This window comes from Paenibacillus sp. J23TS9 (genome assembly GCF_018403225.1).
GTDB lineage: Bacteria > Bacillota > Bacilli > Paenibacillales > Paenibacillaceae > Paenibacillus_AQ.
In genome coordinates, this window is sequence record NZ_BOSG01000002.1 from 139,186 (window position 1) to 153,818 (window position 14,633).

Annotated in this window: 13 protein-coding genes; 4 read left to right on the forward strand and 9 right to left on the reverse strand. The window is 45.0% G+C overall.

The genetic code is table 11. The features are described from left to right. Nucleotides 1-21: 21 nt before the first annotated feature. The 3 genes from KJS65_RS16215 to KJS65_RS16225 form a co-directional block, all read right to left on the reverse strand. Nucleotides 22-1,596: a sigma-70 family RNA polymerase sigma factor gene (locus KJS65_RS16215; RefSeq protein WP_213650954.1), complete on the reverse strand. Its 1,575-nt coding sequence runs from the start codon at nucleotides 1,594-1,596 to the stop codon at nucleotides 22-24. Nucleotides 1,597-1,802: 206 nt separating this feature from the next. After that, entirely contained in the window at nucleotides 1,803-2,702 is a 900-nt protein-coding gene (locus KJS65_RS16220) for a hypothetical protein (protein WP_244864594.1), read from the reverse strand. Then, on the reverse strand, nucleotides 2,699-3,256 hold the full coding sequence (locus tag KJS65_RS16225) for an RNA polymerase sigma factor (RefSeq protein ID WP_213650955.1): 558 nt from the start codon (nucleotides 3,254-3,256) through the stop codon (nucleotides 2,699-2,701). The genes KJS65_RS16220 and KJS65_RS16225 overlap by 4 nt, the downstream gene beginning before the upstream one ends. Nucleotides 3,257-3,548: 292 nt before the next feature. Between KJS65_RS16225 and KJS65_RS16230 the strand changes: the two genes are divergently transcribed. From KJS65_RS16230 to KJS65_RS16240, 3 genes are read left to right on the forward strand one after another with little or no spacing between them, the layout of a single operon-like run. After that, nucleotides 3,549-4,343 (forward strand): DUF6492 family protein, encoded by a 795-nt coding sequence (locus tag KJS65_RS16230; RefSeq protein WP_213650956.1) that lies wholly within the window; start codon nucleotides 3,549-3,551, stop codon nucleotides 4,341-4,343. Between the two features lie 11 nt (nucleotides 4,344-4,354). Further along, nucleotides 4,355-5,449, forward strand: a complete 1,095-nt coding sequence (locus tag KJS65_RS16235) for a glycosyltransferase (protein WP_244864595.1) — start codon at nucleotides 4,355-4,357, stop codon at nucleotides 5,447-5,449. Between the two features lie 38 nt (nucleotides 5,450-5,487). Further along, the gene (locus KJS65_RS16240) at nucleotides 5,488-6,828 is read left to right on the forward strand and encodes a sugar phosphate nucleotidyltransferase (RefSeq protein WP_213650958.1); all 1,341 of its coding nucleotides are present in this window, start codon (nucleotides 5,488-5,490) and stop codon (nucleotides 6,826-6,828) included. 257 nt (nucleotides 6,829-7,085) lie between these two features. Here KJS65_RS16240 and KJS65_RS16245 read toward each other — a convergent pair whose 3' ends face one another. Both KJS65_RS16245 and KJS65_RS16250 read right to left on the reverse strand, forming a co-directional pair. Then, complete coding sequence (locus tag KJS65_RS16245; RefSeq protein WP_213650959.1) at nucleotides 7,086-7,865, reverse strand: PhzF family phenazine biosynthesis protein; 780 nt, start codon at nucleotides 7,863-7,865, stop codon at nucleotides 7,086-7,088. Nucleotides 7,866-7,912: 47 nt separating this feature from the next. Continuing rightward, nucleotides 7,913-9,841, reverse strand: coding sequence for an alpha/beta hydrolase family protein (locus KJS65_RS16250; protein ID WP_213650960.1), 1,929 nt, complete (start codon nucleotides 9,839-9,841; stop codon nucleotides 7,913-7,915). Between the two features lie 158 nt (nucleotides 9,842-9,999). On the opposite strand from KJS65_RS16250, the gene KJS65_RS16255 reads away from it, so the two are divergent. Continuing rightward, nucleotides 10,000-10,509 (forward strand): MarR family winged helix-turn-helix transcriptional regulator, encoded by a 510-nt coding sequence (locus KJS65_RS16255; protein WP_213650961.1) that lies wholly within the window; start codon nucleotides 10,000-10,002, stop codon nucleotides 10,507-10,509. Between the two features lie 554 nt (nucleotides 10,510-11,063). On the opposite strand, the gene KJS65_RS16260 is transcribed toward KJS65_RS16255, so the two are convergent. Genes KJS65_RS16260 through KJS65_RS16275 form a run of 4 tightly spaced genes read right to left on the reverse strand, consistent with a single transcriptional unit; the run spans nucleotide 11,064 to nucleotide 14,582 of the window. Further along, the gene (locus KJS65_RS16260) at nucleotides 11,064-12,359 is read right to left on the reverse strand and encodes an ABC transporter permease (RefSeq protein ID WP_213650962.1); all 1,296 of its coding nucleotides are present in this window, start codon (nucleotides 12,357-12,359) and stop codon (nucleotides 11,064-11,066) included. Continuing rightward, nucleotides 12,352-13,254, reverse strand: coding sequence for an ABC transporter ATP-binding protein (locus KJS65_RS16265; protein ID WP_213650963.1), 903 nt, complete (start codon nucleotides 13,252-13,254; stop codon nucleotides 12,352-12,354). The genes KJS65_RS16260 and KJS65_RS16265 overlap by 8 nt, the downstream gene beginning before the upstream one ends. Nucleotides 13,255-13,256: 2 nt before the next feature. Further along, nucleotides 13,257-14,171, reverse strand: coding sequence for an ABC transporter ATP-binding protein (locus KJS65_RS16270; RefSeq protein ID WP_213650964.1), 915 nt, complete (start codon nucleotides 14,169-14,171; stop codon nucleotides 13,257-13,259). Continuing rightward, nucleotides 14,172-14,582 carry a GntR family transcriptional regulator gene (locus KJS65_RS16275; RefSeq protein ID WP_213651353.1) on the reverse strand — a complete coding sequence of 137 codons (411 nt, stop codon included), beginning with the start codon at nucleotides 14,580-14,582 and terminating at the stop codon, nucleotides 14,172-14,174. Between the last annotated feature and the right edge of the window lie 51 nt (nucleotides 14,583-14,633).

Consider the following 14,633-nt stretch of genomic DNA (forward strand, 5'->3'; position numbering starts at 1 on the left):
TTTCGTATGAGCGGGAAGAATTTACGCCTTAGTGCCCATCTCACGGATCGTTTGCATGGAGCAATCCCAACGCCACCTTGGCAATTGCCCCTGCAGATGCACCCCGCCGTACCATGCATCGATTCCTTTCTTCTCGGCCCAATCCTCCTTTCCATCCATGATGTCCCTGCCATGCTTCGTTAAAGCAACTACTCGATCTTGAAGCGATATGGATGAATCGTTATACGTTGGGAGCGGCTTCATGCCGCTGATTTGCAGCAAAGGGTACGGATCCTGTGACATTTCCTTTAAAATATGCCAGTATTCCAAATCTCCCATACCTAATCTATGGAGCTTATTCCCTATCTGCTGAAATAATGTTTGCGGAGAATTTATTCCCGCATGAATCATTTCCAGCGTAGTTTGTTCTACAATGCCTAGTCCATTATAGGTGGAAGGAAAGCGCGATAAATGCATTTGAAATGCATCATGGGCAAACGGCAGCGCGGACGTATCTTCCCGTAACAATTGCTGCAGTCGTCCTGGATCTTGCGATGTGTAGGCTTGCCAAAACAATCGGCCTAAATCCAGTTCCGCTGCTCCAATCGTTTTCCATGTGCCCGACAATGTTTCCATTTGAGCCTCAGAGAGCTGCCCCAGTCCTCGAAAGAGTTCAATCCCCGGATACTCTCCGATGCACAATAAGCTCAGCTTCGTGCTTGGCAAAGGATGCTCCGAAAACCAATGAAGCAGGAAGCACAGCATCGTCTGATCGAATAGATCATGCTCAAACCATAATATAATTTCGTCGTATCGAGCCGAATCAGCCAAAGCCTTTTCTTGCATATCCACATTCTGTATATATTCCTTTTGCGGAACCCCCAAGGTTTGTTCAAGGTATTGCGCCCTGTCAAAGCGGTTGTCCAATGAAGTAGAATTCAATGTTACAGGACCATGGGGATACACCTCTCTCCACACTAAAACATCCCCTTGCACAATGCCATTACGCAGCTTCTGCGCTACCGAATCTCCGTTTACGATATGAAGCACATCTTTTCCTCCTTCGTACAAATGGTTGAACACGGAAATGAAATCAGTCACGGGAAGTGCAACTTTCAGCTTGCGGCGTGCATCAAACAACCGCTTTTTCAGTACCGGTACCGAAGCTCCCAGAAACCCGGAAATCTCTTGAAGGGAGTAGCCCTGAAAATAAAATAATTGAACGGCAATTCGCATATTGGGCGTTAATTGTGCTATAGAATCGTGAACCAGCTGCTGCGCCTCCCTTTTCTCAACAATGTCTGATACACATATGGGGGACTCTGCTGATTCCGCTACTTCATCATAGGGTATTGCCAGGTGCTGCTTACGGCGGATAATACGAAAACATTGCCGCACTACAATAGCTTTAAACCATCCTGGAAAAGCTTCAATGGATCGTAGTTTATTCAAATGCAGAAAGGCTTCCGTGAAAGCTTCCTGGACGGCATCTTCCGCTAATTGAAAATCATGCAGCTTTTCGTACGCAACCGCATTCGCCATCGCTGCATAATGCCTAACGATACGTTCAAAAGCCTGCCTGTCCCCTTGCCTTGCCTCTTCAATATATTGAAGCATGCCCCTTCCCTCCCTTCTTCCGTATTACAACAAAGTGCCCATGGAGTCCACAAAGGTTACCTGAATGTATCACAATCATTCATTCGAGCAGATCCCGATATACGATAGTATACAAAAAAAAGGGGACTCCTCGCCCCCTTTTTACTCCCCTATTAACATTTCACGGCTTTAACATCCAACTTGATTAACCTCTTCAGGCTCATACCTTAGTAAAGCGGCAGCGCTTCTTGTTTCAGGCCGGTGAAAATATCGCCAGACTGCTCCAGGAAGGTGTCGGGCAATTGATAATAATCATCTCCCATCGACACGACCTTTAACTCAGGAATGATATACATGGACATGCTGGTCCCGTCCTTGAGGTTGAACTTGAGTTGATACGATTTCCCTTGGGATTGCGCCTCGGCAATGGCCTCGTATTCTTTGTTGCTTAAGTCTGCCGTTTTGGCATCGTACAGCCCTTTAACGATAGACTCTACAGAAGCATGATCCGTAACTTTCTTCAGCACATCATCCCCCGCATGATTCATAACATGCATGTCTTGTACATGCTCCTTCAGGTTAGACATATCCAGATAATCCTTTGCAGTGATCGCGGAGTCGTTTACCTTCGCCACGATTTCCGCCAGATAATAGTTTTGCTCATACTTTACCGCAATGCGAAAATGAGATGGAGATGTCGGGATTTCATACAGCTCTCCGCCAACGGCGAACGTCGCAGCATAATCCTTTTCCGCGTATTGGTTTTTATCATGATTCGCGATGTCACGGATATCAAACTTTAGTGTTCCGAGCGATTTCACTGGCTCTGCTCCCGTAAACTTAAACTGTGCACCATCACTTACAAATGCGTAACGATATCCGTTGTAATTTAGAAATTTACGGATTCCGGTTGGGGATGCTGCCGGCGTCTGCTGTGATATTTGCGTTAATGCAGGAAGCGGCGTATGAGGAAATTTATAAATAGCAAAACCTAAAACAAGTGCAAAGCAGGCTGCGATGGATCCCCATCTGGCATAGTTTCTTTTCATGCGCGTCGCTGCATTGGCTTTTTCGATCAGATCGCCGTCTACGCCGCCGATCGCTTTAAAGAGATCTCTATTATTCATAGGACATATCCCTCTTTCTTCAGATATATTTGGAGTTTTTTCCGTGTTCTGAACAGGACTGATTTGGTTTTGCTTTCGCTTATCGAGAATCGCGAGGCGATATCCGCCAAAGAATCAGAGTACCAGTATCGCCGCAAAAAAATATTCCGATGATCTTCATGAATACTCTGCAGAAACCTGCTTATGGCTCCGGCCATTTGCTCTTCCTCGTACTTGCTTTCAACGTTGTCCGAGGAGGATAAACAATCGTTTAATTCATCAAGGACCGTCTCGAATTCTCTATTGCGCTTTTTGGCCGTGTAATAATCAAATCGATTCAATGCGATATTCCGCGTGATCCTCCCCAGATAAGACGACAGCTTGTCAGGAGACTTCGGTGGGATCGCTTCCCATGCTCCCAAAAAGGCATCGTTCACACATTCTTCTGAATCTTCTTCATTGGATAGAATGTTATGGGCAATCCGGGTACAATAATTTCTATATTTTTTGGATGTTTCTTCTATTGCTGTTTCATTGCGCGCAAAGTACAATTTTATGATTTCTCTATCTTCCACTCCATCACTTCCGTTCAGTTTGATTAAGGCCTTCACTTATAAAGTAGGAAACGAAGCGTTTTGGTTGCAAAAATATTTTTCATGTAATTAAAGACGGCATATATCTTCATAAGCTTTGGCATGTGCTGCGGATAATATGATGCGTAACTTCTCGCAAAGTGAAAGTGAACCCATTCATAGTTTTAGACCCGACCCCTTACTTTTGTGTGTTTTGCAACCTCACTATACCCATTCCCTTACATTCTTCGAGGCATATGATAATCCCATATATTTGATATATGGAGATGAGCAAATGACAACACCAATTGATGTGTTAATCCCAGCGATTGAGAAGGATCTGGCGACACTCCCCCATGTTATCGATGCCGTAAGAAAATATGTGAAGCACCCTATTCATGAAATCATCATCGTGGCTCCGCGGAAGCAAAGAATTCTGGATCTGTGCGCGAAAAAGGGGTGTCGATTCGTTCATGAGGATACGGTTCTGCCCATAACGAAGAAGAACATTCATTATCAGTCCAGAACATGGGATCGTTCAGGTTGGCTTTATCAGCAGCTGCTTAAGCTGGGCGGCGATAAGTTGTGCTCATCCAAATACTATTTGGTGATGGATGCCGACACCGTGCTCATTCGTCCCCACGTCTTCAAGACAGGCGACAAGACCGTGTTTTACTGTCGAAACTGGAGTCAGCCCGAATACTTCCATACGTATAAAAAACTGATGGGAAAAAGCCGCTCCGCTAAATTATCCTTCGTTACCCATTACATGCTGTTCGAGAAAGCAAAAGTGAAGCAGTTAAAACAAGCGATTGAGTCCAAACATAACACGAGCTGGCACTCGGCCATTATGAGAAGCATGAATAAATCCAAGCAATTTGCTTTCTCGGAATTTGAAACGTATGGTAATTTCCTTTACTCGTCTGAGCCCGGGAAGATGATATTGAAGCAGGCACAGAATAAGAGCTTACATTTGAGTTCCCCTCAAATCTCACCTTCCAAGATGTCTTCCCTGACCAAAAGCTACCGTTCCATTTCTTTTCACAAACGTAAAGGGTATCATAAATCTTCCAAAACGATGGCCAAATGAGGCCCTATGAAGTGGTCTGGAAGGGGCCCGTACACAAAACAAGCGGTCTTGGCCGTGCCAGCAGAGCCTATGTAAGATCACTGAAGCGGCAGGGCGTAACCGTTAGATTAGGTGCAACAAGCCAGCGTAAAAACGGCATCCAAGGCAAAAAGGTACTCATTTATCACCATATTCCGAGTCACATGCAATGGAAAAAAGAGCGCAGCGTGTATGATTCCATGATTTTGAATACCGTGTGGGAAACAAGCAGGATCCCCACAGGCTGGCTTTCCCATATGAACAAATTTGACGCGGTGTGTGTACCCACCCAGCATAATAAAAGGACACTAAGGAACAGCGGGGTGAAAGTCCCGATTTTCATCGTTCCTCATGGCGTAGACACCAAGGAGTTTCATCCGAACAATAAGAAGATGTCTTTGCCGGCTGCAGCAGGGAAGTTTACCTTCGTGTCGGTCTTCGGCTTCCAGCATCGCAAAAATCCAGAGGGTCTGCTAAGGGCATACTGGGAGGAATTTTCCTCTAAAGATAACGTGATTCTGGTGATCAAAACGAACGGATATGCAGCGAATGAGAACGAGAAGTGGATTCAACAGAAAGTCATGCAATACAAAAAGAGACTGGGGATTCAAAAAGATACCGCCCCTGTTGTCATTATCGGCCGCCAGCTCAGTGAAAGCCAGCTCAAAGGCTTATATACGCTCGGTGATGCCTTCGTCCTCCCCACTCGCGGCGAGGGTGTTGGACTGCCTTTTTTAGAAGCGCTGGCGAGCGGCGTGCCGGTCATCGCAACAGGTTGGGGCGGGCAAATGGATTTCCTTACGCACAGCAACTCATTCCTGGTTCCGTATCAGCTGAAGAGCCCGTCAAGCAGCATGAACCGAGCCATATCCAGAAAGTTCAGCAACCTGTTTGCGCAAATGGGACAACGCTGGGCCGAACCGAATCTGAACAGCCTCAAAAAGCTCATGAGGAAAGCGTACGAGAATCCCGATCTTTGTGAACGGAAAGGACGCCAAGGCCGACGGGATATGCTTCAGATATCCTGGGATCGGGCGGGAAAGTTAATGAAAAATGCGATTGAAGAGACCCTCCGATCCAAGTCATAAGGATGAAGGTGATATTCCCCAAGGAAGGAGGAATTAGCTTGCGTATTGTACTATTATGCGGGGGATCGGGAAAAAGGCTGTGGCCTTTATCCAACGAGATTCGCTCCAAGGTATTTCTTAAGCTTTTGACATCCGAGGATGGGGTCAGAGAATCGATGATTGAACGGATATGCAGACAACTGGATGAGGTGGGGCTGCTTCCATCCACGTGTATCGTCACGCACCAGAGCCAAGTGGAAATTACGCGCAGCTATGTTGGCGAGCACCTCCCTATCCTAGGGGAACCCTATAAAAGAGGAACATTCACAGCCATCGCTTATGCTGTAAGTTATCTTCACGAGAAGCTGCTGGTAGATCCGAATGAAACGATTTGCATTCTTCCCGTGGACACTTACGTGGATACCGAGTTTTTTCGGCTGCTCCATCGTTTTCCCGATGTCCTGCTACATTCGAAGGCAAATCTCGCTCTCCTCGGAACAAAGCCTACTCATCCTTCCGATCAGTTCGGTTATATTGTTCCCGTTATGGCTCAGGAGAATGGCGAATATTCTTTCATCCACCAGTTCATCGAAAAACCTAATGAGCAGACGGCCAGTCGCTTAATCGAGCGTCACGCGATGTGGAACTGCGGTGTATTCGCATTCCCCTTAAGATTCATGCTGACGTATTTGAAAGACAAGGGGCATCCTGTCCAAGTGGAGCATTGGCTGGCTCATTACGAACAACTTCCGAATACCAGTTTTGACCAGGAAGTCGTTGAACACACCATGCCTGCTGTTGTCATGGGGTATGATGGATATTGGAATGATCTGGGGAGCTGGATGGCGCTAAGCGGTCATTTGGAGGATCAAGTGGTCGGACCAGGTCGGATATCGGACGATTCCCCGAATACCCATCTCATAAACGAACTGCCCTACCCCATTGAAATTATCGGCGTCCCGGATATCATTGCTGCGGCAAGTTCCGATGGCATTCTGATCGCGAACAAGGATAAAGCCAATCGAATCAAGGAAGTGCTCTCACAAGTGCCGCAGATTCCAATGTATGAAGAGAAAAGATGGGGCTCCTATCAAGTTCTGAATTATTGGAAAGATGAAACGGGAATGGAAGCCATGATCAAGAAAGTGCAGCTCACCCGAGGAAAATATACGAGCTATCACCAGCATCTCGAAAGGCAAGAAATCGTCACGATTGTGACGGGCAGCGCAGAGATTCTCATGGAAGATAAACTATATAAGCTGCAGGCAGGCGAAGTTTTACAAATTCCGGCCGGCATCAAGCATGGAATAAAGGCAGTTACCCATCTTGAGCTGATGGAAGTCCTGCTCGGTAAGGATCTCGCCCAAGAAGATATCACTCGATTTGAATTAGATTGGTAGAGTGTTTTCTTGACCATGGTTCATTACGTTTAAGTATATATGTTCTATTGCTCAAAGAAGTATCTCCTTGTCGGGAGATACTTCTTTTGATGTGATGGTTATTCCGCCTTAGCAGATTCAAGCGCATTATAGCTTATTCGTATGTCATTCGAGTTAGAGTTAAAGGAAAGGAAACATATTACGGTTTTCCATTTCGATAGCCGAAGACATTATTAACTAAATTCTTTTATTTCACGATTCATGGTTTCATGTTTTACTTAATCAATTTTCAATTCAGCTTCGGCATACAGCACGGCGGTTCCGCCAATTTTCACGCGATCCCCTTCCAGAAGGCAGTACAGAGTACCTCCCCGCTTGGACAATTGGCGGGCTACTAGTTTGTTTTTGCCCAATCGCTCTGCCCAAAAGGGAATAAAGTTGCAATGTGCAGACCCGCATACGGGGTCCTCATTCACATTCAATTTGGGAAAGAAGCTTCTGGACACAAAATCAAAGGTTGTTCCTTTTGCCGTAACACTGACACCAAGTCCATCCGGTAATTGCTTAAGCTTCGAGAAGTCCGGTGTCAACCTCCGAACCTGATCTTCATTTTCCAGCACAAACATAAGATCCCGGCTAAGATAGGTCTCCACAGGCTTCACGCCAAGCGCCTCAATCATATCATGAGTTAAAATGAACGGTTCGGGAAGACGACTCGGAAAGTCCATCTCATACAGGGTACCTTTTCTCAAAACCGTTAATATCCCGCCAAGGGTATGAAAAGTAAACTGCTCTGCATCGGGTTCATAAAATTGGGCGAGTACATAGGCAGTCGCTAGCGTAGCATGTCCGCAAAGTTCGATCTCTGCGGCTGGAGTAAACCACCTTAGCCGGTAATCCTCTCCTTCTTTCACCGCGAAGGCAGTTTCGGAAAGATTGTTTTCAGTTGAAATGTTTTGCATGACTTCGTCCGGAAGCCAATTTTCCAAAATACAAACACCAGCCGGATTTCCTTCAAATACGTGCTGGGCGAACGCATCGACCACGTAATACTTCAAACTTGGTTCCTCCTTGCTTATTCAGAAATGCTTTGTTCTAAACTTTCTTAAAGCGCCAAGGTAGCAGTATTGGCAACTCCAATCATCGTGATGATCAAGGTATTCACCATAGCACCAAGCCAAACGTTCCCTGTCAATTTGTATAGGCTGCGGCTAATGATTGCGGCTGTAAATAGTAAGAAAATAAACGGAAGCAGCACCATCGGATAAAGTCTCGTTTCTTGCCAAAATGCATTGCCTGTCGTAAATAATACAGCATACTGGATTCCGTTAATAAGCATAATGCCAAGCACGCTTCCCAGTCCAGCGACAATCATATTGGCTTTTTCAGACTTGATATTGCTATAACTTAATTTATTTATTAAGAGCGCATTTATTAGATAGAAGATGAAGAAGAACGGCAAATAGTTCAACCATACCAATAACTTATCTGCATTAAATGTAAAAACTCCGAGTATCCAAAATTTAAAATCAGCATTTAAGAGATATTCCGCCGCATATACAATACCGAAAAAGATTCCGTAGATACATAAAGCAAGAATAAAAGTCTTTCCCGTGTTCCTCAGACCGATTTTTATTCCTAATTGATCCAAAGAAAGCTCCGCGTTATTTCTTTTCTCCAATTTGTACTTCCATACAAATAGTGCCGCTCCAATAAGGCTGCTAAACATTGCCCATATCAAGATATAGTTTGTAATGGGCTGCGTAAACCATTTTACAGACATGAAATTGGACGTACTTTTAAAAATTACTTTATCTAGATTTAAAGCTACAATTACCCCAACAGCAGAAAATATCCAATTAAGCGTCCAGCTGATCCAAAAAACTCTAGTTTTCTTTGTGCTCTTTTCCGTTTGCAGTGCATTAGCTATAGAAGTACTTTGTTCTTTTGCTGATTTTAATTGCTTAAAGAACGGAATTTCCAACAAGTAATAGGCTGCTGGGAAAATCAATAGAAAAATACCTAATAATCCAATAAAGCTAACTAGCTCTTTCCAGATCCATATTTGATTTGTATTTTTTATTTGTGGTGAAATTTCAAAGGCATGGCTGAAAAAGTCGACTGTGTAAGCAGCGGTTTTCTTTGAAAAATGTGCCCATTCATGCGTTTGCTTTGGATTATACACTACTCTCAGCGTTTGATTTTCTGCATCTCCATAATATTGACCTACATTAAAACCCGACTGCTGCTCATCTTCTGAAAAAATCGAGTTTACTGCGACTAAGCCCTCATCAGCGTTGTTGGAGAGATCGCCATTGCCTTGAGACAAATCATAATTCCCCTCATCATATTGACCATAAATAACTCCCATATTAGCGTGAATTTGACTGAATACCTTTTCACTCGATAAACGGATATTTCCCACCGGCAATCCTGCTGCGACCTTATTTAAAGAATTAGCATATTCTTGTTCGCTGTCTGTTATTGTCTCGCCGCCTTCTGAATCCTTCGTCATCGCTTTTTCAATTGCTGTTTGATATTGTGAACCATAGTGCATTAACGTCAACCATGCTGACATTCCACCCATGGAATGCCCCATAACACCGATCCTATGATTGTCAATGTAATCGAGACTTTGATAGGCAAATTCCACTAGAGGTATCATTCCCTCACCATTTGCTGCTACTGCCTTCATGACTGGCTCGCTCGCCGAACTTGATTTTCCATGATAGTAGGCATCGAATGTCATTACTGCAATTCCTCTACGTGATAATTCAATAGCGTTTAAATCTTGCATATGCTCATTGTTTAGATAACCATGTTCGGTAATAACTAAAGGAACCTTGTGCTCCGCGCTCGATTGTTCAGGTTTAAAAATTTGCCCGGACAGCCACTGCCCCTTTTCAGTTGGCAGCTTAAAATTAATAATTTCTACCTTTCCAAAAGAAGTTTGCAATAAACCTGATAAACAAGCGCTTACAAAGATCATCAACACAGAAACGACAAGCAATCTTCTTATAATCTTTTTCTCCATATAAACACCCCTTTTAATTATATAGTTTCCATCGTAAACTATATAGTGTTTATACTACACTTTTTAATTGATAGCAATAGCGAGTCTCTAGCTATGTTAAAATTATTTTTTTTGATATAATTTTTAGTAGCTAAATTGAAGAGAAATGAGTGATTTCTATGTCACTAGAATGGATGGGCAAATATAGAATATTCATGGAGAAGCTTGTGAAATTCGGGAATTCATATGCAGATTCCTACAAAAAAGAATACTCCTATAATACTGCCTTTTTATTTTCGGCTGCACAAATTCAAGTGCTGGAATATCTATTGGAGAATGAAGATAAAAACCAAAACATGCTGGAAATTGCAAAACGGCTGGGAATATCTAAGAGCGCATTTTCAAAACATGTAAAAAAAATGGTGGAAAAAGGGTTGCTCGAAAAGTACCATACTTCTGATAATAAGAAAAACATAATCATTAAGGTTTCCACAACAGGCGAAGAAGTATATCGCCACTATGTACAATACGCTTATGAAAAATCCCTCAAAAAAATATTTTCCCTGCTGGATGAAATCCCTGAGCAATATGTTGAGAAAATGGAAGCTATTCTAGATATCTCAGCTAGCGCTACAACTGAAAAAACAAAGCAAAAGAAAGAGGTTAATCTCATTCGTATCGAGGAATAAGTGAGTGGATTTGAAGTGAAAAACAGCTAAGAAAAATAGAAACGTAACAGGTATTTGTAGTGGCCATGGGCATACTTAATGCTTCCACTTGGAGCAATTGCAATTACGGTTCTCTTTGATTTTGTGATCAAGTATGATTTCTTCAAAAAGAGTGAATGAATACGACAATTACTATATTGCAGCAGATTCAAATAGAACAGAAGAGTTCAAAATCACAAAAGTTGATGATATAAAGTAAAGTATGAAAACCTGCAAACTCTCTAGTAGCAGGTGTACTTGCTTCCTTTATAGGCGGACCTACAACTGGAAAATAATTCGGACTGTTTCGACAATTCAGGTTTGCCAACCTTATGGTTGTGCTCCAGTCGAATATATGGAATAAATAAATCTTTGTCTATTTGGTGATCTGGTAGAAACAAAATATACCGCCTATTGGCGGTATATTTTATTTCTATTTAAAGACTCAATACCAAAATCCCATTCATTTTCTCACTAATTCGCAAAAAATTTTCATTAGTTATGACGACACACACAATATTTCCTTATGCATTTCACTAGATCTTATACGCCTTCATCGCCTTGCGAAGCTCTTTTAATGATGGACGTTTGCCGTACATCAGGACACCGGTGCGGTAGATCTTGGCGGACAGCCAGCCGAACACGAGAATCGACACGATCAGGAGCGCCAGGGAGATAAGGATTTGCCATACCGGTGCCTCGCCCATGCCGATGCGAACCAGCATCGCGGTCGGCGCCGTGAACGGAATGAAGCTCGTCACCTTGATCAGCATGCTGCCCGGAGTATTAATGCTGAAAATACCGATGTAGAACGCGGCCAGTCCAAGCATCGTAATCGGCATGACCGCTTGCCCCAGCTCCTCGGTACGGCTGACCATGGAACCGATGGCTGCGTAAAGCACCGCGAACAAGAAGTAACCGAAGATGTAGAAAGCCAAGCCGTACAGCAGCACCTCCATATTGAGATCCGACAAGCTCAAATGGAATTCTTCCAGCATCCCAACGTTATTCGGCAGCATTAGGTTGGCACCGATCACGACGCCAAAGGCTGCAATCTGAACGAGTCCCACCAGGAAAATTCCGATGATTTTGCCAAACATCTGGTGCAGAGGTTTCACGCTTGTAATGAGGATTTCCATAATACGCGAGCTTTTCTCGGCGGTAATTTCCGCTGCGATCATATTGCCTGTCATCATGTTGGAGCTAAAGAACAAGATCATCAGGAAGTAGACGGTCACGTAATTCATGATTTTCTGATTCCGGTTCTTTTCCGTGTCTCCACCCGAACTTGCTTTAGCGTCGTCGGATATATCCATCGAACGGAAGGACACCGGCTGATTGAGAGCGGCGATTTGCTCTGCCGTCAATGAATCCTTCGTGATCATCGTCGTTTTAACGTTTTGCAGTGCCCCTTGCAGGTAGGTACCGAGGCTTTGTCCCATGTCCCCTTTGCCTGCGTAGACCACCTTAGGAAACGACTTGTCGGCCGGGTCCTCTTCGAACTTAAGGTAGCCCTCGAGCTTGCCGTCCTTGACGTCCTGCTTCAGCGCATCCTCGCTGCTTCCCTCATACGGGACGAACGCATAATCCTTATTGCCGGCAGCTTCCGCGTATTTCTGAAGCTCTACCACGGCCGCCTGCTGACTACCAGCCAACAGCCCGATTTGCTTCGCCTGGCCGTCATCTCCACCGCTGAACTGCTTGATCAGGTATGGAAGGTTCATGCCGATCGTAATCAAAATCGCCAGCACCAGCGTCGTAATCAGAAAAGATTTTGTTTTGACCTTATTTTTAAATGTAAACCCGATAATGGTTCCCAAATTGCTATTCATTGGATTCACCCACCTCTTGAATGAAGATTTGGTTCAGCGTTGGCTCCTTGATCTCAAAGCGCTCCACTGTCGTTTCAGCCATAGCATGCTGCAGGATCAGCTGAGCTGTATCCGGTGTGTTGATATGGATATGGTATCCTTGCTCCACGCTTTCCACCGCTTTGACTCCAGGAATGGAATCCAGACGGCTCACTTGACCCTGGGTGTACAGAATTACTTCTTCACGCGGATAACGTCCTTTAATTTCTTTAATATCTCCTTGCACTACCGTATTTGACCGGTGAAGGATGGTGATCCGCCGGCACAGCTCTTCAACATGCTCCATGCGGTGCGTCGAGAACAAAATGCTCGTTCCATCGTTCCGCAGTTCCTTGACTGTAGCCTTGAGCAGTTCCACATTGACCGGATCCAAGCCGCTGAAGGCTTCATCTAAAATCAAGATTTGCGGCTTGTGAACGATTGCGGCAATAAATCCCATTTTTTGCTGATTACCCTTGGACAACTCTTCAATCCGCTTATCGTAATACTCCGGAACCTCGAACTGGTCGAGCCAGTAACGCAGGCTTTTATCCGCATCCTGTTTGGACATGCCGCGTAATTGGGCCAGGTAAACGATTTGATCACTGATCTTTACCTTCGGATACAATCCGCGTTCCTCCGGCAGATACCCCATCACACGTGTCAGTTCATTGCTGTAAGGCTTGCCGTGGTAGCGGATATCGCCTCCATCCGGGTAAATCAGTCCCAGCACCATCCGCATGGTTGTCGTCTTACCGGCACCGTTTGCTCCCAAAAGTCCGTAAATCTCGCCTTGCTCCACCTGCAGTGAAATGTTATTTACCGCCGTCTTTTCCCCGTACTGTTTAAATACATGATCTAATTGCAACGCTACCATGTTTAATCCCCTTTCCCTGTCTGCGTTCCTGCAGGCAGATGGCCTTTTAACCATAGGCTTAGTATTTCATCAAGCTCGAGCGTTCTTGTCTTCAGAACCGGTATGCCCGAGTCTTGTAAAATCTGTTCTGTACTTCGGCATTCTGTCGTAATCATCCGGACCACACCTTGCGCATCCTGTTGAACCTGGATGATTCCGGGCAAATCCCCGGCAAGATCGGTGCCGCCGCTCACCCAAATCTCTTTCCAGTTATCCATCAGACTGTCCTTCTCCACCATGCCATGCATTTTACCATGATGCAACAGCATCACATAGTCGGCCAGCCTTTTGACTTCGTCCACAATATGGGTCGACAGCAGGATTGTGGCTTCTCCCGATTCCATGTAGCTCCGTAGCTCATCGATCATCAGCTTCCATGCAAAGGGATCAAGTCCCGACGAGGGTTCATCCAGCAGCAGCAGTTTGGGACGCGGTGCGAGCGCGGCAGATATCTCATATTTACGCCTTTCCCCCTTAGACATATTCTTGAGCTTGATGTTCCGTGGAACCTTGAATTTCCCGAGCAGCTCTTCAAAATAAGTCTGATCCCATTCCGGATACCACTGTGCCCGAAATTCTGCCGCCTCTTCCGCAGTCAGATTGTCCTCTTCCCTGCTCGATTTCTCCGATACGAAGCCGATCTGGCGCCGGATATGCTGCGGAATTTCCTGCTTGTAATTCTCGCCGAACCAGGAGATACTGCCTCGGTCGGGGAAAACAATTTTCAGCATCATATGAATGAGTGTGCTTTTGCCCGAGCCGTTTTCTCCGATCAGTCCAATCACATAACCTTGGGGCAGCTGCAGATCTATGGGGCCGATTGTCTTCTGCCGCATCCTTTTCTCGATCCCTTTCATCTCTATGGCGAGCTGTTCCACTTATGCTTCACCTTCTCTCTTATCCGGATGGTACTTGCTGTGCAATATGGTTAAGAAAAGCTGCTTCAGTTCATCCTCTTCGCACTTGACGGAAATGCCGACATCGACTGCGGAATTCAGCGCCTCTTCCACCGCTTCCCTTCTGAATACTTCACGCTGTGAATCACCAACCTTGGCGACAAATGTTCCGGTTCCCTGCTTGGTCCGCAGCAGTCCCTCGCTCTCCAGGTCCTGATAAACCCGGCGGACCGTAATGACGCTGCAATTTAACCCTCCGGCAAATTCCCTGATGGATGGCAATAGAGTCCCCTCCTTGACTTGTCCGCTGATGATCAGCGATCTTAACTGGGATTCGATCTGATGGTAAAGCGGTTCAGCGCTGTTTTCATTCAGTTGTATAGGAATCCACACCTTTCGCACCTCACCTCTTGCTTCTCGAACAGGCTGCTGCCCGATGCGGCA